Raw genomic sequence first — 24919 nt, 5'->3', positions numbered from 1 at the left:
CTTTATCCCTTGATAGAGCCAGCCATAATACCGGCATCAAAATATTTCTGGAAAAACGGGTACATTACCAACAATGGTAAACTTGATATAATAATTGTTGCATATTTCAGAAGTTCTGCGAGCTGTGCTCTTGCTGCGGTACTCTGCATATCTGAGATCATTCCTGACTCCGGCTGGTTCTGGATAAGAATAGAACGGAGAACCAGCTGCAATGGCTGTTTTGCAGAATCATTCAGATAGATCATTGCATCAAAATAACTGTTCCACATTGCTACAAACTGCCATAATGCCAGCACTGCAATAACCGGTGTACATACCGGAAGAAGGATTTTAAAGAAATATACCATCTCATTGGCACCATCTACTTCTGCTGCCTCACGAAGTTCAGAAGGAATTCCCTGATAAAATGTTCTGGCAATGATCATATTCCATACACTGAAAGCACCAGGCAGGATAACCGCCCACATGCTGTCCAGAAGTCCCAGGTTGCTGATCAGCAAATATGTAGGGATCAGTCCGCCTCCAAAGAACATGGTAATCATAAAGATAACATTGAAAAATCCTCTTCCCTTAAAATCAGCTCTGGACATAGGATAAGCTGCAAACAACGTGATCAGTACAGATACAATTGTAAAAATAACTGAATAAACTACCGCATTTTTAAAACCGATCCAGATCTGTGCATTGGAAATAACTCTCTGATAAGCTGTCAGTGTCCATTTGCTGAAATCAAAGGTAATTCCTTTATTCTGAAGAGTGATCGGGTCCATAAAGGATGCTACTACGATATAACACATTGGAACTACGATCGCAATTACAAAAAGTCCTAATAAAATATATCCTGTTAATAATAATGCCTTATCCTGCAGGGAGTATCTGGCAAATCTGCTTTTTTTCTTCATGATATTCTTCCTCCCTATAAACCTTTACCGTCATTCATTTTTGCAACAACTTTATTTACTATGATCAGCAGGATTACATTAATCACTGTATTAAACAGACCTACAGCTGTAGAAAAGCTGTAATCTCCATCCAACAGACCTTTTTTGTATACATATGTAGCAATGATTTCTGAAGAAGGCAGGTTCAGGTCTGTCTGAAGTGCATATGCTTTTTCAAATCCAATACTCATAATGTTACCGGCCTGGAGAATAAACTGGATGACTACCATATCTTTGATCGCCGGCCACTCTACAGCCTTAATCTGCTGAAAAATGTTGGCACCATCAATGACTGCCGCTTCCTTCAGTTCCTGGCTTGCATTGGAAAGTGAAGCTGTGTACATAATGGACGCCCATCCTGCACCCTGCCAGATACCGCTGATAATGTAAATGGATCTGAATGCCTCCGGCATTGTCATAAAGTTAATGCTTGTACCCAGTAAAAGATTTACCGGACCTGTTACGGAAAGAAAAATTCTTACAATACCGCACAGTACAATTACAGAAACAAAGTTTGGCATATAAAGGATAAGCTGGACTTTTTTCTTAATTCCTTTACTCTCAATTCTGTTTAACAGAAATGCAAGCAGGATCGGTATTGGAAATCCCCACAATAATCCGTAAATACTAAGCTTCAGTGTATTTACCAGATATCTCATAAAATCCGGAGATGACAAAAACCGTTTGAAATATGTCAGTCCTACCCATTCACTTCCCATAATTCCTCTGATCGGGTTATACCTCTGGAATGCGATCAGGATTCCGCCCATCGGTATGTACTTGAATATCAGAGTCAGGATAAGTGCCGGAAACAGAAAGATCACATAAAGCTGCCAGTGCTGTTTCACATAGACCAGCGTGTTATGAAGTCCCTGCTTTTTCTCTCCTTGTTTCTTTTCTGAAACGCTCATAGTTTTTCCACTCATAGTTTCAGAATCTCCTCCTTTCTCCTTCTCCTGATAATTTTACATTTGTAACTATTCTTCTGACTTTTTTTACAATCATCGTTTGTGCATCTGTAAAATTATCTTTTTGATTTATAACATTGTTTTACCATATATTTTTACATTTGTCAATATGACTTTTACACTTTGCACAACTATATTTTTATTTTCTATTGTATATTTATACTTTTTATCTATGTTCTGTTACATTTATGATATTCTTTTATTTTACATTTTTACATTTATCATTTGACATTTCATCCATTTTACATTACAATAGTTATATATATAAGAAATAACTCCATAAAATCCATAAAATTATTAAAACACAGGAGGTAATTATGCCTGAACGAGTAACCATACAGGATATTGCCGATGCCCTCGGCCTATCCAGAAATACAGTTTCAAAAGCAATCAATAATACCGGCATCCTGGCTGATGCCACAAAAGAAAAGGTTCTCAGAAAAGCAGTAGAAATGGGATATAAACAGTTTTCCTACGCTGCAACACTGGAAGATATCACAAATCAGAACAATGCTTCTGATCCACAGTCTAATAATAAGGAAATCGCACTGCTGACAACGAAGTTTCTGGGAGATTCCCACTTTTCTTCTACCATGCTTGACAAATTCCAGAGAGAAATCTCTCAGATGGGATACAGCCTTTCCATGCACCGTATTCTGGGAAATGAATTAAAGAGCCAGAAGCTTCCGGTCACCTTCGACGCTTCCAGAACTTCAGGAATCATCTGTTATGAACTTTTCGATCACGCCTACAGTCAGATGGTCTGCAATCTGGATATTCCTGTTCTCTTTGTTGATTCACCAGTCGCAGGTCTTGCTGCCCCCTTAAAGGCAGACCGGCTTTATATGGATAACCAGTCCTGTATCTACAGTTTTATACAGGAAATGATCCGACGAGGAAAAAAGAGTTTTGGTTTTGTAGGAGAACGTTTTCACTGCCAGTCCTTCTGGGAACGTTATATGGCATTTCGTGACGCCATGTTTCTTCTTGGGCTGGACTATAATGAAGATTATTGCATTCTGGAAAACAAAGAAGGGGTAGAAAATCCCGGTTCCGAAGATTATCAGGATTATCTTACCCGGTGTTTCGTGAAATTAGAAAAGCTTCCGGAAGTAATCATATGTGCCAACGATTTTGTTGCCATTGATACCATGCATGTGCTTCGCAAACTGGGATATTCCATTCCTGAAGATGTTTATATCTGTGGCTTCGATGATTCTCCGGAATCAAAGATTGTTATGCCGCCTCTGACTACCATCCACATTCACAGCCAGATCATGGGATTTTCCGCTGTTCATCTTCTGATATCCCGGATCAAAAATCCGTCTCTGAACTATCGTACCATATATACAGAAACCAGCCTCATTTATCGAGACTCCACCGGAGACTGATTCAGTTCCCAATCTGACAGGAGGTAATTATATTATGAAAAATTTCTTCAATCCGGATAATACAGTTATGCAGTTTATAACCAAAACAGCACTCAGCGTTTACCTGAACATTTTATGGTTCATCTGCTGTATTCCTGTTGTTACCGCCGGTGCTTCCACAACTGCACTTTTTTATGTCACTCTGAAAATGGCACGAAATGAAGAAGGAAACATCACCAAAGACTTCTTTCATTCCTTTAAGAGTAATTTCCGACAGAGCACAATCGTATGGCTTATTTTACTGGGAATCGGAATCATCCTTGGCATAGACGGCTATGTGTTATACCATCTGCGATTTGAAAATGTTTTCTGGACCATCATAACAGCTGTTTTTATTGTTGCGGTAATTGCCTATGCCATTGTTCTTCTCTACATTTTCCCATTAATGGCGCGCTTTGAAAACACTATTCCTGCCATGTTTAAAAACTCCATTATCACAGGAATGCGTTTTCTCCTCTGTACAGTTTTGATGATGGTTATCTATTTTATAATGACAGTGGTTGTAATCCGTTTCTTCACACCGGCAATTATCTTTGGCGAAGGACTCTGTGCATTTTTATGCTCCTGTCTTCTTTCCAACATTATGAAACTTCTGGAGGAAAAAAGTATTTCAGAAACTTCCAGTCCTTTACGTACATGATTTTTATAAAGGAGACTCGTTTATGACTTCCACTCATACCAGAATTTCCAGTCTGCCAGGCACAAAAGCAAAAATCAGGTATATCTGGGATTATTATAAACTGCCGATTATTTTTGTATGTATTGTGATATACATCATAGGATATATTCTGTATGGACACTTTACAGAAAAAAATCAGATTCTGTCTGCTGCCTTTGTAAACTTCGTTCCAGGCGAAAAACTGAGTGAACAGCTTGGAAATGGTTTTCTTGACGCACAGAAAATTAATGATTCCAGAAATGAGGTTCGTCTGTACAAAGGTTTATATCTTACAGATAACGAAAATAATCCTAACCACGAATACACCTACGCCTCCCGTATGAAGATCCTTGGAGCAATTGACAGTGAATCACTTGATGTTGTATTCATGAACAAAGAAGCATTTGACGCCTTTTCCCAAAATGGTTATCTCTGCGATCTTGAGAAACTGCTTCAGCAAAAAAATCCCGGATTATATAAGGAAGTTTCTCCATTTCTTCAGACAAATACAGAAATCCTGAACGATAATTCAGTAGATATATATCTGGATCATTCTGTTACTTACTCAGCTGAGACAAAGGAATATCCCATGGGACTGGATATTTCCGAATCTGTCTATTTAAAAAATACAGGCATGAACGGCACTGTTTATCTGGGAGTGATTTCCAACTCCCCTCATTTATCAGAAGCTGTGTCTTATATTGATTATCTTTTCAACAGTAATCTGTCATAATTCAGATTGCAAAAAGTGCTGTATCTTCTTTCCTGGAAATGAAGATACAGCACTTTTCATTTTTAACCAAATCAGGTAAGTCTTCTGCGATGCTTACGAGTCTCCACTGACTTTTATAGTTCTTATTTTATATCTTTCAGCAACATCAGATGCTCTGCCGGGAATAGGATATATTTCGGGACTCTTGCCTGCGGGTCTTCTTCGAAATCTCCTTTCGGGCACATCCACCAGACCGGCTGACAGTCTCCGCCTTTCTTGTTCTTCAGTAAATATTGATGTTCAAAGGTCGTTTCAATATATTCCACAACTTCCACTTCCATGTGGTTCTCTCCGCCTTCAGATGCACCTTTCATCCAGTGACCGCGGATTCCCACATGGGTAACATCATCCGGCACCACATCTTTTGTCTGCAGCATCAGATCCCAGTCCACTGCATAAATGCTGTGTTCTCCCATCTTCTGTACAGTTGAGAAATTTTTACACCCTGTCAGTCTGGCTGCCTGCAGAATACCGGGTCGTTCAAAGAGTTTCTTGGTTTCTCCTGTAGTAAGTGCCTGACCGCTGTCCAGAATTGTCAGATATCCGCAGAACTTGTAAGCCTCATCACGGCTGTGAGTGACCAGAATCATATCACCTGTGTACTCATTAAGAAAGTTCTGCATATCACGCTGCATGATATCTTTCAGATATCCATCCAGTGCTGAGAACGGTTCATCCAGAAGGATGACTTCCGGTTCTCCGATCATCATTCGTGCCAGTGCGACACGCTGCTGCTGACCTCCGGAAAGCTGTCCCGGATAACGCTTCTCCAGCCCGTTAAGCTGATAGCGCTCTATGTAATCTGCCACTTTTGCCTTAAGCTGTTTCTTATCCCCTCTGTATCCGCATGCGATATTCTTCTCTACAGTCATGGTAGGAAAAAGTGCATAGTTCTGAAAAAGATAGCCAACCTTCCTCTCCTGCGGTTTAAGATTGATTTTCTTTTCTGAATCAAAAAGAACTTTATCATTTACAACAATTCTTCCTGAGTCCGGTGTCTGGATTCCTGCAATACAGCGCAGAGTCATACTTTTTCCGCTTCCGGATGCTCCAAGGATCCCCATTGGAGAACCATCACTCTCCAGCTTTACTTTCAGAGTGAAGCCATGAAGTTTCTTCTCAATATCCACACTGACTGCCATTACATCCACCTGCCCATCTTCATTCCCTTACCGGAAACGATATTAATCGCCGCAACGATCACAAATGAAATGATCAAGATCACAACTACCCAGAAACCTGCCATTCCATAATTTCCCGCCGCAGTTTCAGAAGCAATGGCGACAGAAACAGTTCTTGTCTTGCCAAGAATATTTCCTGCAAGCATGGATGTAGCGCCGTATTCTCCGATTGCTCTGGCAAAGGCAAGGACTGTACCGGATGCGATTCCGGGTCCTGCTGTCGGCATGACAACTGTCCAGAAGATTCTTCTGTCACTCATGCCAAGTGTCTTGCCTGCTGCGATCAGATTCACATCCACCTGTTCAAATGCAGCGCGTGCATTTCGATACATCAATGGAAACGCAATTACAGACGCTGCGATCACGCAGCCCTTCCAGGTCTGTACGATCTTAATATCAAAATTATCCAGCAGAAATGCCCCGAACGGACGTCTCAGACTGAACAGCAAAAGCAGAATGAAACCGGCCACTGTCGGGGGAAGTACCAGAGGCATGGTCAGGATACCATCCAGTATGCCTCTGGAAACAGGTTTCATCTTCATTACCAGTCTCGCAAAGAATATCCCCAGAAAGAATGCGATCACAGTAGCTGCGAAACCTGTTTTCAATGAAATCCACAAGGGACTCCAGTTTATTTCTGCCAGAAATTCACTCATTCTTATTTAGCTTCCTCTGTTGTCTCTGTCTCAGCATTTGTTTCTGTGTCATCTGCTTCTTCTGTTGCTTCTGTCTCATCTCCCTCTGAAGCATCAGCATCGTCTGCTTTGTATGCTGTGAATCCATATTTCTCGAATACTTTCATAGCGTCGTCAGATTTGATGTACTCAAGGAATGCTTCTGTGGCTGCTGTATCATCCTCAGATGCCTCTTTGTCTTCGATAAGACCTACCGGATAGAGAACAGGTGTCTTCAGTGCATCAGCCGGAGCTTCTGCGATAACGTCTACTTTATCTGCAACGGAAGCTGCATCTGTAGCATAAACGATACCGATCTCATTACTTCCTTCACTTACTGCTGCAAGAACTTCAGATACGTTCTTACCTTCATTGATCTCCATCTTATTTACTTCATCTGTAATTCCAAGGTTGTCAAAAATTTCTCTGGCATACTGTCCAACCGGAACACTGTCACCTGCAAGTGCAATATTGGCTGCATCTGTAATGTTCTCAAATCCTGTAACTTTTGTTTCTCCATCCTTAGGTTTGATCAGAACGACTTTATTCTCAAGGATATCTTCTACAGTATCTTTCTTAGCCAAATTTTCGTCTACCAGAGCATTCATCTGTTTATCAGCTGCTGAGAAAAAGATATCACAGCGTGCGCCTTCTTCTATCTGTGTCTGTAATGTACCTGAGCTGTCTGCATTGTAGAGGATTTCAACATCAGGATATGTCTCATTGAAGTCTTTCTGGATTTCTTCCATTGCATTGCTTAAGCTCGCTGCGATGAATGTGTTGACTTCACCTTTTAAGTCTGTATCCGCTGCGAAAACTCCTGTGCTGAGCATTCCTGCGCTCAGTACTCCTGCCATCATTGCTGCAATTAATTTCTTTCTCATATTTTTACCGTCTTTCATTTAGTTTCGTTTTGTTTTATTCAGTTTTGTTTCCTTTTGTATCTATTGTACAAAACTTTTGTATTCTTGTCAATTTTATTTGTATATGTTATCATGTAAATGACAAAAGGTCGAAAGCCTTATTTTTACTGCCATAAACAACTTTCCGGCCTTTGATCGGGTATCAGATAAATCTATAGAAAAAAATAATAAACAGCGAGGTAATTATCATGAAATTAAGTGCACGCAATCAGTTAAAGGGTAAAGTAGTAAGTATCAATAACGGAGCTGTAAACTCCATCGTTTCTATTGATATCGGCGGTGGAAACATTATCACAGCAACCATCTCCTGTGCAGCAGTTGAAGAATTAAACCTGAAAGTAGGTTCTGATGCTTATGCAGTGATCAAGGCTACTAATGTCATGGTAGGTATTGATGAATAAACTTTACACAGCTCAGGAGGTCGCAGACCGTCTGAAGATCAAAAAGACAACGGTCTATGAACTTATCAAGCGCGGTGAGCTGGAATCTTCCAAAATCGGAAAACAACTCAGGGTCAGCGAAGAGCAGTTGACACAGTATCTTAACAGAAGCAGTTCCGGCAATTCCGAAAGCGGGCAGGATATTCCATACACTTCTGTTAATTTTGAACCTGAGAGCTCTCTGCTGAAGAGAGATTATCTGCTTCATTCCAGTGGTATCATTTTAGGCGGCCAGACTTCTGCCGCCCTGGAGCTTCTTCTCGGCAAAATGTCCGCTCATCCTGATGGCCTTCCTGTCCTGCAGTCTCATATGAATGACTATAACGGACTTTATTCCCTGTATTTCGAAAAGGCACATATCGCTGCTACCAGTCTGGATATAGATGATATCCGTCACCTGGTTCCCGGAATCCCGCTGATACTTCTTTCTTTATATAAATACTCTGTCGGCTTCTATGTACAGGCCGGAAATCCTGAAAAGATTTCTTCTGTGGAGGACCTGACGGATTCGAAAGTTGTTTTTATGAATCGTGAAAAGGGAAGTGCCCGCAGGGTTTATCTGGACCGTCTGTTAAAAGAACGGGGAATCTCTTCTGAAAAAATCAGCGGATACAGAAATGAAGCTGTCTCTGATATGTCATCTGCATCTGCTGTTTTTGAGCACAGAGCGAATGTTGCTTTTGGAGAAGAAATGATCGCACGTTACTTTCCGGGACTTGATTTCGTCCCTGTGACTGATATGCAGATGTATCTGGCAATTCCTGCGGAATCTGTGAGAAAGCCGGGGTTCTCTGCTCTTGTGGAAATTGTACAGTCTGAAGATTTCAAAACTGAGATTCATCATCTGACAGGTTATGATACCTCTTATACCGGCGAAATGATCTGCATATAAGAAACCTGTAACATAATAAAAAGCCCTGCTGTCCGGGATATACGCTTATGACGTACATGCCGCTTATACAGCAGGGCTTTTCTTATACATTATTTACAACCAAGAAGTGTTTTTCCGATAAAGTATCCAAGCACCAGAATACCAAGTGCGATTCTGTACCATCCGAATGCCTTAAAGTCATGTTTCTTTATGTATCCCATCAGGAATTTGATCGCGATAATGGAAACTACAAATGCCACTACCATTCCCACAATCAGGATCAGCGCCTCTGTTCCTGTGAAAGAGAAACCGAATTTCAGGATTTTCAGCAGACTGGCTCCGAACATAACCGGGATTCCAAGGAAGAACGTAAATTCTGCTGCTACTGTACGGGAGGTTCCTGCAAGGATACCACCGATAATGGTGGAACCTGAACGGGATGTACCCGGAACTACGGAGAGTACCTGGAACAGACCGATAATGAATGCAGTCTTAAATGACAGATTTTCCAGATTTGTACAGGTTGGTCTCCTTCTCTTGTTATAGTTCTCAATAACAATGAAGAGGATACCATATACGATCAGTGCAATGGCAACTACTACATAGTTATTAAATTTCTCTTCAATGACATCATTAAATGGAAGTGCGATAACAATCGTCGGTATACAGGCTACTATAATTTTAAACCAGAGTACCCATTTCTCTTTATCACAGAACTTCTCCACAAAAGTAAGAATTCCTCTGGATACTGCACCATGCCTGTTAAGCACCGCCTGCTGTTTCTTTGAAATTGGTCTGATATAAAACGGCCACAATTTGTTCCAGTAGAGAACTACAACCGCGAGGATCGCGCCAAGCTGGATCACTACGAAAAACAGATTCTTAAAATCCTCTGTCACATTCAGTTTCAGGAACTCATCCACCAAGATCATATGTCCGGTACTGCTGATCGGGAGCCATTCTGTGATTCCCTCTACAATCCCAAGGAAAATGACCTTTAACAGTTCAATAAAATCCATAATTTTTCCTTTCTTAAAGCATTCATTTATTTTCTTTTATCTGCTTATATGATTATATTACACACCATGATGCCTGCACAACTGTAATTTTCAATTTTCGTACTATAGTAATCCTCATATAAAATCCTGCTTGCAGGATTCTCCGCCTGCGGCGGGTCGCTTCAGCGACATAATTTCTCTCCGTCGCAGTGCGATCCTGCCTGGAGGGCTTTTTTATGTTACAGGAACATTACGGAGTAATTTCCTATAACATAAAATATGACAGCAGCTGCCATCTTCCACAAAGAAAACGCAACTGCTGTCTTTTCATTTTATATTATATCATTTATCTGCTTTAAAATTATCTTCTTGCAATCGTAGCAATATCAATAAGAGATAAATTGTTCAGGTCTGTATTCTCAAGGCTGGTTGCCAGTGCTTCTGCTGTATCCAGAGAAGTAAGGACATTGACACCTGTCTCGATGGCGTTACGTCTGATGACGAAACCATCTTTCTGATGCTCTACGCCCTGTGGCGGAGTATCGATGACAACGTCGATCTTATGACCAAGGATAAGGTCCATAAGGTTCGGTGCAGGCTGCTCCAGCTTATTTGTACGGATAACTTTGATTCCGTTTTCTTTGAGGACTTTTGCAGTTCCCAGTGTAGCATAGATTCTGTATCCAAGTGCTTCGAATCTTCTTGCGATCGGGATGATATCCTGTTTGTCTTCGTCTTTGACAGTGATGATCATGTTTTTATGTTTCGGAAGACGGATACCTGCTCCGATAAATGCTTTGTAAAGCGCTTCATTGAATGTCTCAGCAATACCAAGGCACTCACCTGTTGACTTCATTTCCGGTCCAAGACTGATATCAGCGCCGCGGATCTTCTCAAATGAGAATACAGGCATCTTGATCGCATAGTGTTTTGCTTCCGGCTGAAGTCCCGGTTCATAGCCCATGTCTTTCAGCTTGTATCCAAGGATTACCTTAGTTGCAAGAGGAACGATCGGGATTCCTGTTACCTTGCTGATGTACGGTACAGTACGGCTGGAACGGGGATTAACCTCGATTACATATACATCATCTCCAAGAACAATGAACTGGATGTTGATCATACCGATAACATGCAGTGCTCTTGCAAGACGTCTGGTGTATTCTGCAATTGTCTCTTTTGCTTTTTCGCTGATGGTCTTAGCCGGATATACAGAGATACTGTCACCGGAGTGAATTCCGGCACGCTCGATATGTTCCATGATACCAGGAATCAGGATATCCTCGCCATCGCATACAGCATCTACTTCGATTTCCTTACCCATCAGATATTTATCAACAAGGATCGGGTGCTCCTGTGCGATCTGGTTGATCACACCGATATACTCTTCTACGTCCTCATCGCTTACAGCGATTCTCATGCCCTGACCACCAAGTACATAGGAAGGACGAACCAGAACAGGATAACCCAGCTCATTTGCTGCTTTCTTAGCTTCCTCAGCAGTAAATACTGTCTGTCCCTTTGGTCTCGGGATCTCGCATTTTTCAAGAATCTCATCAAAGAGCTCACGGTCCTCTGCTGCATCTACGTTCTCCGCAGATGTTCCGAGAATCTTAACGCCCATCTTTGTCAGTGCTTCTGTTAATTTGATAGCTGTCTGACCACCGAACTGTACAACTGCTCCGTCCGGTTTCTCGATATTTACTACATTCTCAACATCTTCCGGTGTCAGAGGCTCGAAATACAGTTTATCTGCAATATCAAAGTCTGTACTTACTGTTTCCGGGTTGTTGTTGATGATGATGGTCTCATAGCCTTCTTTTGCAAATGCCCATGTACAGTGTACGGAACAGAAGTCGAACTCAATACCCTGACCGATACGGATCGGACCGGAACCAAGTACCAGGATTTTCTTTTTATCCGGTGTTGCTACTGCTTCATTCTCTGTGCCTTCATCGCCGTATACAGAATAGTAATATGGTGTTGCTGCCGCAAACTCTGCAGCACAGGTATCAACCATCTTATATGCCGCTTTAATCTGATATTCTTCACGAAGAGCTTTAATCTCTTCTTCTGTCTTGCCTGCCAGACGTGCAACGATGTAGTCCGGGAATTCCATGCGTTTTGCTTCAAGGAGAAGCTCTTTTGTGAGCTTTCTGGTCTTAAGAGCATTTTCCATGCCTACAAGGATTGCAATCTTATCGATAAACCAGATATCAATCTTTGTGATGTCGTGAAGCATGGACTGTGGCATACCACGACGGATTGCTTCTGCAATCTTCCAGATTCTGCGGTCATCTACGATTTCCAGCTCTGCAAGGAGTTCCTCGTCTGTAAGCTGTGTGAAATCATAGGACATCAGACTGTCTACGTGCTGTTCAAGAGAACGGATGGCTTTCATCAGGGCACCTTCGAAGTTATGGCAGATACTCATAACCTCACCTGTTGCCTTCATCTGAGTAGTAAGGGTTCTCTTTGCAGTAATAAATTTATCAAATGGAAGTCTCGGAATCTTCACTACGCAGTAGTCAAGCATTGGCTCGAAACTTGCATATGTTTTTCCTGTGATCGCATTCGGGATCTCATCCAGTGTGTAACCCAGGGCAATCTTTGCTGCAACCTTTGCGATCGGGTAACCTGTTGCCTTACTTGCAAGTGCAGAGGAACGGCTTACACGCGGGTTTACCTCGATTACACAGTATTCAAAGCTGTCCGGTTTCAGAGCGTACTGAACGTTACATCCACCTGTGATTCCAAGTTCTGTGATGATGTTCAGGGCTGAAGTACGGAGCATCTGATATTCTTTATCTCCCAGTGTCTGAGATGGAGCAACTACGATAGAGTCACCTGTGTGGACACCAACCGGATCAATGTTCTCCATGTTGCAGACTGTGATGCAGTTTCCTGCACTGTCACGCATTACTTCATATTCAATCTCTTTCCATCCTGCGATGCAGCGCTCTACCAGAACTTCACCTACACGTGAAAGACGAAGACCATTCTCCAGGATTTCACGAAGTTCATATTCATTATGAGCGATACCGCCGCCGCTTCCACCGAGTGTGTAAGCAGGACGGAGAACTACCGGATAACCAATGGTGTTTGTAAATGCAAGACCATCTTCTACTGTTGTAACAACCTTGGATGCTGCGATCGGCTCACCGATCTTCTCCATGGTATCTTTAAATTCCTGACGGTCCTCCGCTTTCTTGATTGTCTGGGCAGTTGTACCGATCAGTCTTATATTGTGTTCTTTGAGGAAACCTTTCTCATCCAGCTCCATGGCAAGATTTAATCCCGCCTGGCCGCCCAGTGTAGGAAGGACGCTGTCCGGTTTCTCTTTCAGGATAAGCTGTTCTACTACTTCTACTGTCAGAGGCTCGATATAAACTCTGTCAGCGATATCTTTATCTGTCATGATGGTTGCAGGGTTGGAGTTAAGAAGAACAACCTCAATGCCTTCTTCTTTCAGGGAACGGCATGCCTGTGTTCCTGCATAGTCAAACTCTGCTGCCTGGCCGATGATAATCGGGCCGGAACCAATTACAAGTACTTTTTTAATGTCTTTATTTCTTGGCATTATTTATTTCCTCCCATCATATCCATAAATCTGTCAAACAGGTAACTGGAATCCTGCGGTCCCGGGCATGCTTCAGGATGGAACTGTACAGTAAAGATATTCTTTCCTTCGTATGCCATACCTTCGTTTGTGCCGTCATTGACGTTAACGAATGCAGGTTTTGCAATGTTTTTCTCTTCAAGTCCCTCAGCATCTACTACATAGCCATGGTTCTGGGAAGAAATGTAAACACGTCCTGTTGCAAGGTCTTTGACCGGATGATTTCCGCCTCTGTGTCCGTATTTCATCTTATGGGTATCTCCACCTGTTGCAAGAGCCATAAGCTGATGTCCAAGACAGATTGCGAAGATCGGAACTTCAGAATCATATAATTTTTTTATTTCCTTTATAATAGAAGTACATTCCTTTGGATCTCCAGGGCCGTTACTTAACATAATGCCATCCGGATTTGCCTCCAGAATCTCTTCCGCAGGTGTCAGTGCCGGATAAATTGTAACCTCACATCCTCTTTCATTCAGGGAACGTGCAATGTTTCTCTTTGCTCCCAGGTCAAGAAGTGCTACTTTCGGACCGTCGCCTTTTAAAATCTCTTTCTCGCGGCATGTTACCTTCTCTACTACCTTACCTGTTGTATATGCTTTTAACTGGGGGATAATTGTATCTAAATCATAATTTTCATTAACGGTGATCATACCGTTCATGGTACCTTTCTCACGAAGGATTTTCGTTAAGGCTCTGGTATCAATTCCGGCAATACCTGGAATATCATGCTTTGTTAAGAAATGCTGAATCGTGTCCACGCTTCTGAAATTACTTGGGACACGGGATAATTCGCGGACAATAAAGCCGTCCACCCATGGCTTTGATGACTCCTGGTCATCATAACAGATTCCGTAATTCCCAATGAGGGGATAAGTCATACATACTGCCTGTCCTGCATAGGAAGGGTCGGTCATTACTTCCAGATAACCGGTCATGGAAGTATTAAAGACGATTTCGCTGATAACGTCTCTCGTTGAACCAATGCTTGTACCTTTGAACACATGGCCATCTTCTAATATCAGAAATGCTTTCATACAATCTCCCTTTCTTATCTTTATATTGTGTCTATCACTTATTTTTTCCTAAATCTTCAAGATTGTATCACAGCAAAGTGCTTTTTTCAACCTTATGCGGCACTAAAAATAATTATGTTGATATCAAAAACTTTTTTGCATTATATCATTGAAGCCAACCTCCACAGACGCGAATCCTGCTCGGCAAAAAACTGCTGGTCCAGTGCCAATTCAGCACTTCTCAGATGCAAAATTGTATAATTTGAGGATACTGTAAAAAAAATTAAAAAAATTTAAAAAAACCTATTGACTTTTATCCATACATCGGTTATTATAAATGAGCAGTCGCGAGAGAGCGATTGATAAATAAGAAATGCAGAAGTGGCGGAATTGGCAGACGCGCAGGCTTCAGGTGCCTGTGGTAGCAATATCGTGTGGGTTCAAGTCCCATCTTCTGCATTATTTTTTTATTTACGTGAAACCTTTAACAATAAGGTTTTACGTTTTTTGTTTTCATATATCAGCTCTATACTAGTGTGCCAACAAGTTGATTTCTCGAACAATCTTGCGTCTAAATTTCTTATTTCCGCGTTGTCGTCGGTCGCCGTAGCCACCGCTACGCCTCCTTCCTCCGCCTTGAAATAAAAAAATTTATACTGCAAGATTGTTTCAAGAATCAACTTGTCGGCACACTAGTGAATTTTAATGTGTCGGCATATCTGTCTGTAAGTGAATATACCGACACATTTATTTTTTATGATATAAACGACATCAAATATCGATAAATCTTCCATGTGGTCTCATTATCGTAGTGCGTGCCGTCTGTTGTCTTATATCCCTGTTTCTTCAGATAAGAATACAGATCTATATATTTCACATTTGTAACGCCGTTTTTCATTCTGGAATTAAAATCTTCAATTTCTTCATTTGTCACATAGGGATCATCTGTCACCTGGCCTACTGCCACAATGTAGACATTCGCTCCCTGTGCCTTCCATTTCGGAATTTCTTCATTTAACAGGCTGATATAATTAGAAATATTATAAACATCATTTACGCCAAGCCAGATAAAGATATCTTCATTTCCTTTCATCTGCTCCTGCAATGTTTTCAAAGCGGTGTCTCTGAGCCACTGATAGCCCATACCGACTTTACAGATCCAGGTGATTTTGTCATTCTCAACGGCATCTTTCATCATATCCATCCTGGAATCTCCAATCATAATGGTCGTACGCAATAGTACTTCTGCCGAGTCACTCAGTTCTGAATATACCACATTCCCCTGATTTCGCAGATATGCCCGTACTCTGTAATAATAAGTTTTTCCTGAAACAACTTTGGTATCACGGTAGCTGAAAGTAGTGTTCCCTGAAACTACCGCAATTCTTTTATATCCTTTACTGGCGGTCTCAGAACGAAATATCTGATATCCCTGTGCCGAACTTATTTTTTTCCACTGTAGCAATGCACCGTTCTCTTCACTCATTCGTACCTGGCTGATAACTGGTTTACCAGGAGCTGTTTTTATCTCAAATGCTTTTGATGATGGGCTGTACAATGTTTTACTGCCCTGTTTGAGATAAGAACGTATCTTATAGGTATAAGTCTTATTTACAGACCCTGTCAATGTAAAGCTTGTGGTATTGTTATTCTTGATCCTGCCAACGCATTTGTATTTCCCGTCTGCCTTATAATAGAGAAAAATATGATATCCAGATGCCTTCTTTACCTTGTTCCATGTAAGAGTTACCTGATTTCCAGATGCTGTTCCTGATAATATCGGTGTCTCCGGTTTTGCAGAAGCCCCAAATACTGCAACTGCGCTTATCTGAAAAACACATACTGACAAAAACAATAGTATCACGTTTCTTCCATATTTTAATATTCGCTTCACCTGACATCCCTCCCGTCTCAAGTCAAATAGACAAACGAACTCTTTTCGTTTCAGCAGATATCCTCTGTCGCCATTTACTCTGTTCTCTGTAATAGCCTGATTATTACAAAGGCCGGCTCTGTAAAAGAAATCTGCTTTCACATATGCCGGCCTGTACTGTCTTTTCAGACATTTTTATTTAATTTACTTTTATTGATTATTTGTAACTATTTGGCAGTCTGCTGTGAAAATGCTGAACAGTTACGATTATTTTACTTTTATGCTCTTTACAGCACTGTAGCCTGTGTATACTTTAGTTGAACCAACTAACTTGTATGCACGTGCTTTGAAGTAATAAGTTTTTCCACTTGTTAAGCCTGTCTTATTTGCTGTAAGTTTTGTTGTTCCTTTTACTACAGTACCCTTCTGAGATTTCTTGGATGATCCGCAGTAAACATCATATCCATCTGCGCCAGCAACTGCTTTCCAACTTACTGTTGCCACACCTTTCTTGGTAGATTTCAGAGTAAGAACTGGTTTAGTGCCTGTTGCTGTAGCTTTTACTTCTACAGAGTTAGACCAGGATTTGAGGTTCTTGTTTGCATCCTTGATCTGTGCAGTTGCAGTAACTCTGTATGTATAAGTTGCACCTGTAGTGATTACATTATCTGTATAATCTTCTCCGAACTCTGCATCTGACATATCTCCATTATCCCAGGTCTTAACAGTCTCGTATGCACCATTGCCTTTCTTCTTCTCAAGCTTATAGGACGCATCATCTGTACTGGATCCAACATTTACTACAATCTGATCCCATGTGTAAGATGTGATAGATGCCTTTGCCTTCAACATTTTTACCTTGGAAGAAACTTTTGAATCACAGCTGAACTGCTGTGGCACAGTGATCCACTCTGGTGTAAAGTCGATAGAAGTAGTCTTACTCAGGGTATTTCCGTCAAGATATAAAGAAACTACCTGAGATCCTTCTTTACTGTTTTCGAGTTTCAGAGTTGTGATCTTATTATTTCTCAGATCAAGAATTCCCTGGAAACCTGCACAGTTAAAGGAAGTAATCGCATTGTTAGATGCGTTAACCTCTGAAAGACTCGGCACATAATCTGTATCTCCGATGTTTAATCCTGCATTTGCCTGTGTAGTAAATTTATTAGAACTTGCATCTACAAAATCCAAATTCTTGAGGTATTTCTTAGCAGGCATTGTAACCTTTGTCAGCTTGTTACTGCCATATTTTACTACATGTAAATTTGTACATTTGCTGAGATTCAAAGTTCCTGTTAAGCTGTTGTTGTTCAGGTTCAGGTATGCAATCTTTGTATTCTTAGTAATATCTATAGTTTTAAGTTTATTATTAGCTGCAAAAAGATCTGTTGCATAAGTAAAACGCTCAACACCCTTCAGATTTGAAATTCCAAGTCCGGAAACATCGATACTCTTGGCAGCTTTAATCTCTTCTGTAGAAAGTTTCTTATCCTTATTTGTATCAATATTATCAAGAACATACTGGCGGAATTTCGCATCCGGGAAGTTTGTAGCATTGACCGCAACAGTTGATGTTGCTTCTGCTGCATCTGACTGGAATTCGGAATCATCCTCAAAATCCGGTGTCTCATCTTCTCCTGCATCCAGTGTTTGTTCTGCTGCAGATGTATCATCACTAAAGTCAGCTGCATTTACACCGATGGCAGAAGTCATCATCGCTGCACTGATCACACTTGCGACTAATAACTGATTTAATTTTCTGTTTTTCATCTTACACTCTCCTGTTCATAAATCTGCGTACCTTTTGATACGATATAAATTTATCATATCTCACTGCATTTTGCAATATATTTTTAATTATAATGTAAAACTTTTACATATCTGTAAAAATAAGTTTCCCCTTTCTGCCGCTGTTTCGTAAAATATTGCAGCATCTTTTGCTTACATATTACACGTATAAAGCCGCTGCCTGAGATATTCATGCTCTCACGCAACGGCTTTATCCTGCTGTTTATCTATGTACAGTTTTGTTTATTCTTCGATTTTCTCTTCTACCGTTGTTTCCTGTTCGGACTGTTCTTCCACTGGTTCTTCTTTCGGCTGTTCTTCCACTGGCTGCTCCTGTGCAGGCTCTTCTGCGGCATCTGCTGCCGGTTCTTCTGTCTGTACTTCTTCGGACTGTTCCTCTGTCTGCACCTCCTCTGTGCCATTACTCCCATCATCAGTTTCCTCGTCCTGTACTGCTTCTCCCTCTACATCCTGTGCCGGTTCAGGAGTTGGACATGGTGTTCCACAATATGGGCAAAAACTAACTGTAATGTCCACTTCCCTCTCACAGGACGGGCAGATCTTCTGTCCCTTTAAATTCGCTGCATTATCTTTAAATTCTCTGATCTTCAGATAATGCTGATCAATCTCCTGGCATAAAGAACTTAACTCATTGTCAATTCCGTCACCTTCGGAGTGTCTTCTGTAGATCACATCTCCGATATCTTCTTTAATTTTCGCAATGATACGTTCTTCACCTGCAATCTTATTGCGAATCTTCTGTGTCTCGATCGTCTGCTCTGCACGGGCTCCAATCTCCTTTGTTGTCTTTCCCAGTTCTTTTGTTGTTTTTGAAATTGTCTTAACTAATCCATCAAAAAATTCTGCTGCCATAATATTACCCCTTTCCATTACGTTTGCTTTGTTGCTTCTATATCTGCTGCCGAAGAAATTCTATTCTTCCTGCAGAATTCTCAGCCTGCGTCAGATCATTTTCATAATATAATTCCTGTCTGAATCAGTGAGTTTCCTCCAGCAGTGCCGGTTCCTGCCCACGCAATAAGATTCTTGGTCCACCATTTCCCTCAATATATTCTCTGGTGATCACTACTTCTCCGATATTGTCATCCTTCGGAATCTCATACATAATATCCAGCATATACTCTTCCAGGATCGCACGGAGCGCTCTGGCACCGGTATCCTTCTCCAGAGCTTTCGCAGCAATCGCATGAAGTGCTCCGTCTTCAAACTCCAGTTTCACTTCATCCAGTGCCAGAAGTTTCTGATACTGTTTCAGGATTGCATTCTTAGGTTCCTGCAGGATCTTCACAAACATGTCCTCAGTCAGTCCATCCAACGTAAAGATGATCGGAAGTCGTCCGATAAATTCCGGGATCATACCAAAATTACGGATATCTTCCACAGTCACCTTCTGAAGCAGATTTGGATCATTGTCATATTTGTCCTTAAGATCTGCATAGAATCCAATGGATGCCTGCTTGTTCAGTCTCTCCTTGATGATGTTCTCCAGATCCGGGAAAGCACCTCCGCAGATAAACAGAATGTTACGTGTATTCACTGTTACCAGTGGTACCATTGCATTCTTACTGTTGGCTCCTACCGGAACTTCCACTTCGCTTCCTTCAAGAAGCTTCAGCATTCCCTGCTGTACTGCTTCACCGCTGACATCTCTCTGGTTGGTGTTCTTCTTCTTCGCGATCTTATCGATCTCATCAATGAAAATAATACCGTGCTCTGCACGTTCCACATCGTTGTCTGCTGCTGCCAGAAGCTTAGATACCACGCTCTCAATATCATCTCCAATATAGCCAGCCTCTGTCAGAGATGTCGCATCTGCGATCGCAAGCGGCACATCCAAAAGTTTGGCAAGTGTTTTTACCAGATAGGTCTTACCGCATCCGGTTGGTCCGATCATCAGCATATTGGATTTCTCAATTTCTATTTCATCCATAGTATCTGTTGCTACACGTTTATAATGATTATAAACGGCTACAGACATTACTTTTTTTGCTCTCTCCTGTCCGATCACGTACTGGTCAAGAGTTTCTTTAATCTTATGCGGTGCAGGAATATTCTTCAGATCCAGAGCCGGTTTCGCTTTTTTCTTTTTCTTCTTTGCTTTCTTAGGCTGCTGTACAGGATTCTGGAAACTGCTGAGGTCGATCATGCTCACATTCGGCATATTCAACAGATCTGAATAATTAAATTTTCCATCATTGAACTGCTGGTTCATGGAATTGAAACTCTTCTGCATGCAGTCTGTGCAGACATGAATATTATTCGGCAGCTCAATCATCGGGCCTGCCTTGCTCTCCGGTCTGCGGCAGAGGAAACAGTATTTCTCTGATTTGTCCTCTTTCTCTTCTATATCTGTGTCATTATCTATGATTTCATCATCATTATAGATTTCGCTCATAATGACTCCTTTCTGTCTGATTCTGCTGCCGGCGGTCTTCGGCAGTCAAATATTTATCGTAACTGCTTCATGTCTTCATAGTTACCTTAAAATGCATTATACCATATTCTGACCCTATCACAAAATGAAAGTTTTATAAACTTGCAAAAAGACACCGCCGTTTCCGGCGATGCCCTGCTTTACTATTTATTCATTGTCCGGTCTGGTACCGAGAGTCAATTCTATGGTACTTTCTTCATATACACCATTATTAGCTCTTGCTATGACTGCTTCTATTTTCTCTCCTGATTTGTAATACTGCAGCTTATCCATCAGATCATCACCATCACTGACTTTCTGGCCATCAAACTTCACAATAATGTCTCCCTTGCAAAGGCCACTCTCCTGTGCCGGTGAATTCTGTTCTACGCCTCTCACAAAAGCGCCCGTCGGCATATTGTACATCTGAATCGCTTCTGTTGTAAGATTTGCAAGAACTACTCCCAGATATCCTTTCTCACTGGAGTCTACTTTCTCTCTGGTCTCACGGTTCATCAGATCTTCCAGAATCGGTTTTGCTTTGGAGATCGGAATTGCATATCCCATGCCTTCTACGGAACTGTCTGCATACTTCGCAGAGTTTATACCGATCAGCTCACCTTTCATATTCAGAAGTGCGCCGCCGCTGTTTCCTGGATTGATCGCTGCATCTGTCTGGATCAGACCTGTACTGTCCCCATCATCTGTAGAAATCGTTCTGTTCAACGCGCTGACCCATCCAGATGTTACTGACTGTCCATAACCTAATGCATTACCAATGGCAACTACCTGCTGTCCAACTACCAGATCATCTGAACTGCCGATCTGAGCAATCTTGATCTGGCTCAATGTATCCTCTGGAATGTCTGCTTTCTTTACTGCAACAACTGCCAGATCATTATCTGCATCCGTACCCTTGATCTTCGCACTGACTGCGTCCTCTACATTCAGATCTCCGTTGTCACCTGCATTGACAGTCTCTGTTTCTGCATTTGTCACATCATCTCCGATAAAGCAGACACTTAATGTTGTTGCACCTTCAACTACATGATTATTGGTAGCGATCAGAAGCTCATCATCATTATCTCCTACAATAATTCCAGAGCCGCTGGCAGCACTCTTATATTGACGGGATCCATAACCAAAGAAACTTGGAATCTCCTGAACACTTACAGTAGTGATAGCAACGACAGAGGGCATAGAAGCCTGTGCTACTGCTGCTACTGTTCCATTCTCGGAAGCTGTATCTGCAATCATCTGCTCATCTGTACTGCCTGAATCTGAGACTGCTTCCTGCAGATTCACGCTCTGTGTTGTTCCTATCTGTGCAGTAGAACTACCTGTATTAAAAATCTGTCTGCTGTAAAGTTCGCAGCCTGAAATACAACTGCTGCCACCAGTCCAAAAATCACCGCCAGCGCAACAGTTGTCTCTGCTTTCTTCTGAAAAGAATTTCGATTCTTCTTATGCTCTGAGGGACCGGATGTATTTAAAGCAGGTCTGGATTCCTCATGGAATTGATAGTGTTCGTATCTGGGCGGCTGCTGTCCGGAATCGTTCCGGTTCTCACCCCAGTTTCTCTCATCATTCATGTAAATCTGCTCCCTTCTGTCCCTGTCAGTCACTGTTCATCCAACATAATTTATGAAAATATCCAATCTGTTTGAAAAAGAATTTATCACCTGCAAAATGAACAATAACTCTTATCTGGATTCTGGATTCAGTATAGCAATTAATTGTGTTCAAAATGTGACAATAATCGTAAATTGGCGTGTCCTGACTACACCATTTTCCGGCGGTCAGACGCCCTTCCCTTACTTCTCATTTCTATTCCAATAATAAGGACTCATAGTACATGCCAGCACTACTTTACGCGGAAGCTTTTCGTATCTTTTTCCCAGAAAATATCCCGCATATTTCATACCGCTCTGCCAGATCAGCTGTGGAATAAGCCAGATATGTCCTGTCTTTATCAGATAAGCCAGGCTCTTTTTTACCAGACGGATTCCCTCACCTTCAGAAGGAACACCCTCAAAAATCTCCGGATGCTCTGCCTGTGACACGCCCAGGTCAAAATTCCGATGGAACTGCTGCCTGCCAGAATAATTATGGGAATGATATACTCTTGCATCTGCAGCATAGGCAACCGCATAACCATTCTGAACCATCTTTCCCGCATAGATCATGTCCTCATTAAAAATTGCCCGATTTACAAATCCGCCCATTTTCTCATAAATTTCTCTGTCATATGCTGCGCATACATTCGAACAAAAATACGTCTTAATTCCATATTTATCAATATCATTCAGGGATTTCACGTGGGACTGATCCGGATAATTAAAAGAACGGGTGTAACGTTCCAGGAATCTGCAATCTGTTTTCGGCAGCTGTCTCGCATAGGCAGCTCCCGTCTGTTCATTCTCTGTAACTGCATGTACCAGATTTCCGATCAGTTTCCGGTCTGCGGGAAGTGCATCCTGTGTCATAAAAACCATGATATCTGCCTCTGAAAGCCCTGCTGCTTTTTTTCTGGTTCCGCCATGATCAAAATCTTTCTGTTCCAGATGATGAACTTCAAGGAGCGGGCATTTCTCCCAGTCCTTATTCCAGTATTGTTCTCCTGTGTTCATTACCAGGATCCTGTCAGGACGGTATTCCTGTTCCTCCAGTCTGTGGAGGAGTTTTCCAAATTCTTTGTCAGGACGATACGATGGAATGATCACGTCTACTGTTTTTTTATTCTGTTTACCTGTCAAACCTTCATCTGTATCTGTATGATTTATATAATTCTTATTTTTACCCGGATTATCCATTCTACATACTCCTTATCTGAAAGAAAGGACCATCCTTTCCGATGGATGGTCCTTTTCAGTAATACTTATTTAATTTCTCTATTATTCTTCACCTGTTCCGGAATCTGCATCTCCACCGTCTTCGAATCCACCGTCTCCACTGGTATCATCTCCACCGGAATAGTCATCTCCGCCACCGGAATAATCATCTCCGCCTGAGTAGTCATCTCCACCACTGGTATCGCCACCACCGGAATAGTCATCTCCACCACTGGTATCACCATCACCGGAATAATCATCTCCACCGCCAGAATAGTCTCCACCACCGGAATAATCATTATCATAGTCGTTATCGTAACTATAATCTCCACTGGTGTCATAGCTGCTATCAGAAGTATTATTCTCAGACCATACAAATGTGTCTGTTGTAGTTGTGGTATCCTGTGTAGTAGTCTTCGCTGCATCATCCAGCTGGCTCTCACCGCCTACGATCTCAAGAATCTTATTGCTGCGTGTTACTACCTCTGAAGATGGAGTATAATCCTGATCATCATACAGGAACTTATGAAGTTCAACTACATTGTTCTCCAAATCTGTAGGAACAATGATACTGCCTTTGATATTGGAGAATTTGAATTTCTGCGGGAATCCTGTACTGTCAGTAAATTTGTATCCAACCAGAGTCGGGATCAGTCCCAGAATATCCTGTTTGGAAAGAGAGGTTGTTACCATTGGGAATACATCATCCATAATCTTAAAGATAGAGGAAAGACCTGCTATCTTTGCTTTATCAAAGAGCATTCCAAGTACACGTCTCTGACGCTCTGTACGTCCCATATCCAGACTTGCTGTATAACGGATACGGCAGTAAGAAGTTACCTGTACACCATTCAGATGATAAGTTCCAACTATTGCTTCCTGATCCTCCGGTTTCGGTTCCGGTTTCTCAATCGGAGTATAATCCTTGCCTGTCAGTTTGGAAGTCTCAACACAGTAATTGTTCATATGCTCAATCTCTGCATAGGACAGTGGCATATCCAGACCTCCAAGATCATCTACCACTTCTACGAGTGCTGAGAAATCTGCTGTTGCATAATCCGTAATATCCAGATCCAGATTTGTATTCAGCATGGAAATCGCCTGCTCCGGTCCGCCATATGCATAGGCCGCATTTGCCTTTGTATAAGTCTCATCTCCGACATTGAGAAGTGTATCTCTGTATACAGATACCATTCGTACTTCTTTAGTGTCATTATTGACACTTACAATAATCATGGTATCACTGTTCTGTGCTGAATACTGAGCTCCCTCTCCACGAGTATCAATACCAAAAAGCACATATGTCTTATATCCCGTCATCTTTGGAGCTTCTTGATTGACAATTACTTTCTCTTCATCCAGTTCCGGCTGCTCAATCTTGTCCAGTCTGGAGGAAATCTGTCCGTACACATACAGTCCGCCAATGAACAGTAACAGTACGATAATCTCAAGTACAAACAGTACTTTTCTCTTTTTTCCTGGTCTAGTCATACTCTTTCCCCTTA

The 24919-nt window shown here is 41.7% G+C and carries 21 protein-coding genes and 1 tRNA gene; 6 read left to right on the top strand and 16 right to left on the bottom strand.

Annotated elements, in window-relative coordinates; all coding sequences use genetic code 11:
* Nucleotides 1-2: 2 nt before the first annotated feature.
* Nucleotides 3-902, bottom strand: a complete 900-nt coding sequence (locus KQI87_RS05115) for a carbohydrate ABC transporter permease (protein ID WP_117676125.1) — start codon at nucleotides 900-902, stop codon at nucleotides 3-5.
* A gap of 14 nt (nucleotides 903-916) precedes the next feature.
* A complete protein-coding gene (locus tag KQI87_RS05110) occupies nucleotides 917-1852 on the bottom strand; it encodes an ABC transporter permease (RefSeq protein ID WP_117676216.1) in 936 nt (311 codons plus the stop codon).
* Between the two features lie 374 nt (nucleotides 1853-2226).
* On the opposite strand from KQI87_RS05110, the gene KQI87_RS05105 reads away from it, so the two are divergent.
* Genes KQI87_RS05105 through KQI87_RS05095 form a run of 3 tightly spaced genes read left to right on the top strand, consistent with a single transcriptional unit; the run spans nucleotide 2227 to nucleotide 4730 of the window.
* Nucleotides 2227-3300 (top strand): LacI family DNA-binding transcriptional regulator, encoded by a 1074-nt coding sequence (locus KQI87_RS05105; RefSeq protein ID WP_216459166.1) that lies wholly within the window; start codon nucleotides 2227-2229, stop codon nucleotides 3298-3300.
* A gap of 34 nt (nucleotides 3301-3334) precedes the next feature.
* A complete protein-coding gene (locus KQI87_RS05100) occupies nucleotides 3335-3979 on the top strand; it encodes a YesL family protein (protein ID WP_119234931.1) in 645 nt (214 codons plus the stop codon).
* A 22-nt stretch (nucleotides 3980-4001) separates the two neighbouring features.
* Complete coding sequence (locus KQI87_RS05095; RefSeq protein WP_216459165.1) at nucleotides 4002-4730, top strand: hypothetical protein; 729 nt, start codon at nucleotides 4002-4004, stop codon at nucleotides 4728-4730.
* A gap of 122 nt (nucleotides 4731-4852) precedes the next feature.
* On the opposite strand, the gene KQI87_RS05090 is transcribed toward KQI87_RS05095, so the two are convergent.
* From KQI87_RS05090 to modA, 3 genes are read right to left on the bottom strand one after another with little or no spacing between them, the layout of a single operon-like run.
* A complete protein-coding gene (locus KQI87_RS05090; RefSeq protein WP_216459164.1) occupies nucleotides 4853-5911 on the bottom strand; it encodes a sulfate/molybdate ABC transporter ATP-binding protein in 1059 nt (352 codons plus the stop codon).
* Nucleotides 5911-6606 (bottom strand): molybdate ABC transporter permease subunit, encoded by a 696-nt coding sequence (gene modB, locus KQI87_RS05085; RefSeq protein WP_022380219.1) that lies wholly within the window; start codon nucleotides 6604-6606, stop codon nucleotides 5911-5913. Before modB ends, KQI87_RS05090 begins: the two co-directional genes overlap by 1 nt.
* Nucleotides 6607-6608: 2 nt before the next feature.
* Nucleotides 6609-7508, bottom strand: coding sequence for a molybdate ABC transporter substrate-binding protein (modA, locus tag KQI87_RS05080; protein ID WP_216459163.1), 900 nt, complete (start codon nucleotides 7506-7508; stop codon nucleotides 6609-6611).
* A gap of 227 nt (nucleotides 7509-7735) precedes the next feature.
* On the opposite strand from modA, the gene KQI87_RS05075 reads away from it, so the two are divergent.
* Together KQI87_RS05075 and KQI87_RS05070 are read left to right on the top strand one after the other, a co-directional pair.
* The gene (locus tag KQI87_RS05075; RefSeq protein ID WP_008706085.1) at nucleotides 7736-7948 is read left to right on the top strand and encodes a TOBE domain-containing protein; all 213 of its coding nucleotides are present in this window, start codon (nucleotides 7736-7738) and stop codon (nucleotides 7946-7948) included.
* Nucleotides 7941-8879 (top strand): substrate-binding domain-containing protein, encoded by a 939-nt coding sequence (locus tag KQI87_RS05070; RefSeq protein WP_216459162.1) that lies wholly within the window; start codon nucleotides 7941-7943, stop codon nucleotides 8877-8879. Before KQI87_RS05075 ends, KQI87_RS05070 begins: the two co-directional genes overlap by 8 nt.
* 89 nt (nucleotides 8880-8968) lie before the next feature.
* On the opposite strand, the gene KQI87_RS05065 is transcribed toward KQI87_RS05070, so the two are convergent.
* The 3 genes from KQI87_RS05065 to KQI87_RS05055 all read right to left on the bottom strand — a co-directional run bounded on the left by KQI87_RS05065 (nucleotide 8969) and on the right by KQI87_RS05055 (nucleotide 14509).
* Nucleotides 8969-9877: an undecaprenyl-diphosphate phosphatase gene (locus KQI87_RS05065; RefSeq protein ID WP_216459161.1), complete on the bottom strand. Its 909-nt coding sequence runs from the start codon at nucleotides 9875-9877 to the stop codon at nucleotides 8969-8971.
* 340 nt (nucleotides 9878-10217) lie between these two features.
* Nucleotides 10218-13433 carry a carbamoyl-phosphate synthase large subunit gene (gene carB / locus KQI87_RS05060; RefSeq protein ID WP_022380221.1) on the bottom strand — a complete coding sequence of 1072 codons (3216 nt, stop codon included), beginning with the start codon at nucleotides 13431-13433 and terminating at the stop codon, nucleotides 10218-10220.
* Nucleotides 13433-14509, bottom strand: coding sequence for a carbamoyl phosphate synthase small subunit (locus KQI87_RS05055; protein ID WP_022380222.1), 1077 nt, complete (start codon nucleotides 14507-14509; stop codon nucleotides 13433-13435). Before KQI87_RS05055 ends, carB begins: the two co-directional genes overlap by 1 nt.
* A gap of 354 nt (nucleotides 14510-14863) precedes the next feature.
* Here KQI87_RS05055 and KQI87_RS05050 point away from each other — a divergent pair.
* Nucleotides 14864-14947, top strand: a tRNA-Leu gene (locus tag KQI87_RS05050).
* Between the two features lie 295 nt (nucleotides 14948-15242).
* On the opposite strand, the gene KQI87_RS05045 is transcribed toward KQI87_RS05050, so the two are convergent.
* The 8 genes from KQI87_RS05045 to KQI87_RS05015 form a co-directional block, all read right to left on the bottom strand.
* Nucleotides 15243-16382 carry a hypothetical protein gene (locus KQI87_RS05045; RefSeq protein ID WP_216459160.1) on the bottom strand — a complete coding sequence of 380 codons (1140 nt, stop codon included), beginning with the start codon at nucleotides 16380-16382 and terminating at the stop codon, nucleotides 15243-15245.
* A 246-nt stretch (nucleotides 16383-16628) separates the two neighbouring features.
* Nucleotides 16629-18131 (bottom strand): leucine-rich repeat domain-containing protein, encoded by a 1503-nt coding sequence (locus KQI87_RS05040; RefSeq protein ID WP_216459159.1) that lies wholly within the window; start codon nucleotides 18129-18131, stop codon nucleotides 16629-16631.
* A gap of 261 nt (nucleotides 18132-18392) precedes the next feature.
* Nucleotides 18393-19022, bottom strand: a complete 630-nt coding sequence (locus KQI87_RS05035) for a DUF7575 domain-containing protein (protein ID WP_216459158.1) — start codon at nucleotides 19020-19022, stop codon at nucleotides 18393-18395.
* A 124-nt stretch (nucleotides 19023-19146) separates the two neighbouring features.
* A complete protein-coding gene (clpX, locus tag KQI87_RS05030; RefSeq protein ID WP_216459157.1) occupies nucleotides 19147-20565 on the bottom strand; it encodes an ATP-dependent Clp protease ATP-binding subunit ClpX in 1419 nt (472 codons plus the stop codon).
* Between the two features lie 186 nt (nucleotides 20566-20751).
* Nucleotides 20752-21888 (bottom strand): S1C family serine protease, encoded by a 1137-nt coding sequence (locus tag KQI87_RS05025; RefSeq protein WP_330655692.1) that lies wholly within the window; start codon nucleotides 21886-21888, stop codon nucleotides 20752-20754.
* A gap of 14 nt (nucleotides 21889-21902) precedes the next feature.
* A complete protein-coding gene (locus tag KQI87_RS16950) occupies nucleotides 21903-22175 on the bottom strand; it encodes a hypothetical protein (RefSeq protein WP_330655690.1) in 273 nt (90 codons plus the stop codon).
* Between the two features lie 222 nt (nucleotides 22176-22397).
* The gene (locus tag KQI87_RS05020; RefSeq protein WP_216459156.1) at nucleotides 22398-23396 is read right to left on the bottom strand and encodes a glycosyltransferase family 2 protein; all 999 of its coding nucleotides are present in this window, start codon (nucleotides 23394-23396) and stop codon (nucleotides 22398-22400) included.
* An 81-nt stretch (nucleotides 23397-23477) separates the two neighbouring features.
* Nucleotides 23478-24905: an LCP family protein gene (locus KQI87_RS05015; protein ID WP_216459155.1), complete on the bottom strand. Its 1428-nt coding sequence runs from the start codon at nucleotides 24903-24905 to the stop codon at nucleotides 23478-23480.
* Between the last annotated feature and the right edge of the window lie 14 nt (nucleotides 24906-24919).

Source organism: Blautia sp. MSJ-9 (assembly GCF_018919065.1).
Classification (GTDB): Bacteria; Bacillota; Clostridia; order Lachnospirales; family Lachnospiraceae; genus Blautia_A.
This window is presented reverse-complemented; position numbering and strand designations above follow the sequence as displayed.

Coding starts and splice junctions, on each gene's coding strand:
- KQI87_RS05015 (WP_216459155.1), bottom strand. CDS start 24,905: ATGACTAGACCAGGAAAAAAGAGAAAAGTACTGTTTGTACTTGAGATT.
- KQI87_RS05105 (WP_216459166.1), top strand. CDS start 2,227: ATGCCTGAACGAGTAACCATACAGGATATTGCCGATGCCCTCGGCCTA.
- KQI87_RS05055 (WP_022380222.1), bottom strand. CDS start 14,509: ATGAAAGCATTTCTGATATTAGAAGATGGCCATGTGTTCAAAGGTACA.
- KQI87_RS05100 (WP_119234931.1), top strand. CDS start 3,335: ATGAAAAATTTCTTCAATCCGGATAATACAGTTATGCAGTTTATAACC.
- KQI87_RS05075 (WP_008706085.1), top strand. CDS start 7,736: ATGAAATTAAGTGCACGCAATCAGTTAAAGGGTAAAGTAGTAAGTATC.
- KQI87_RS05110 (WP_117676216.1), bottom strand. CDS start 1,852: ATGAGCGTTTCAGAAAAGAAACAAGGAGAGAAAAAGCAGGGACTTCAT.
- KQI87_RS05020 (WP_216459156.1), bottom strand. CDS start 23,396: ATGGATAATCCGGGTAAAAATAAGAATTATATAAATCATACAGATACA.
- modA (WP_216459163.1), bottom strand. CDS start 7,508: ATGAGAAAGAAATTAATTGCAGCAATGATGGCAGGAGTACTGAGCGCA.
- KQI87_RS05065 (WP_216459161.1), bottom strand. CDS start 9,877: ATGGATTTTATTGAACTGTTAAAGGTCATTTTCCTTGGGATTGTAGAG.
- KQI87_RS16950 (WP_330655690.1), bottom strand. CDS start 22,175: ATGAATGATGAGAGAAACTGGGGTGAGAACCGGAACGATTCCGGACAG.
- KQI87_RS05070 (WP_216459162.1), top strand. CDS start 7,941: ATGAATAAACTTTACACAGCTCAGGAGGTCGCAGACCGTCTGAAGATC.
- KQI87_RS05115 (WP_117676125.1), bottom strand. CDS start 902: ATGAAGAAAAAAAGCAGATTTGCCAGATACTCCCTGCAGGATAAGGCA.
- carB (WP_022380221.1), bottom strand. CDS start 13,433: ATGCCAAGAAATAAAGACATTAAAAAAGTACTTGTAATTGGTTCCGGC.
- modB (WP_022380219.1), bottom strand. CDS start 6,606: ATGAGTGAATTTCTGGCAGAAATAAACTGGAGTCCCTTGTGGATTTCA.
- KQI87_RS05035 (WP_216459158.1), bottom strand. CDS start 19,022: ATGGCAGCAGAATTTTTTGATGGATTAGTTAAGACAATTTCAAAAACA.
- KQI87_RS05095 (WP_216459165.1), top strand. CDS start 4,002: ATGACTTCCACTCATACCAGAATTTCCAGTCTGCCAGGCACAAAAGCA.
- KQI87_RS05040 (WP_216459159.1), bottom strand. CDS start 18,131: ATGAAAAACAGAAAATTAAATCAGTTATTAGTCGCAAGTGTGATCAGT.
- KQI87_RS05090 (WP_216459164.1), bottom strand. CDS start 5,911: ATGGCAGTCAGTGTGGATATTGAGAAGAAACTTCATGGCTTCACTCTG.
- clpX (WP_216459157.1), bottom strand. CDS start 20,565: ATGAGCGAAATCTATAATGATGATGAAATCATAGATAATGACACAGAT.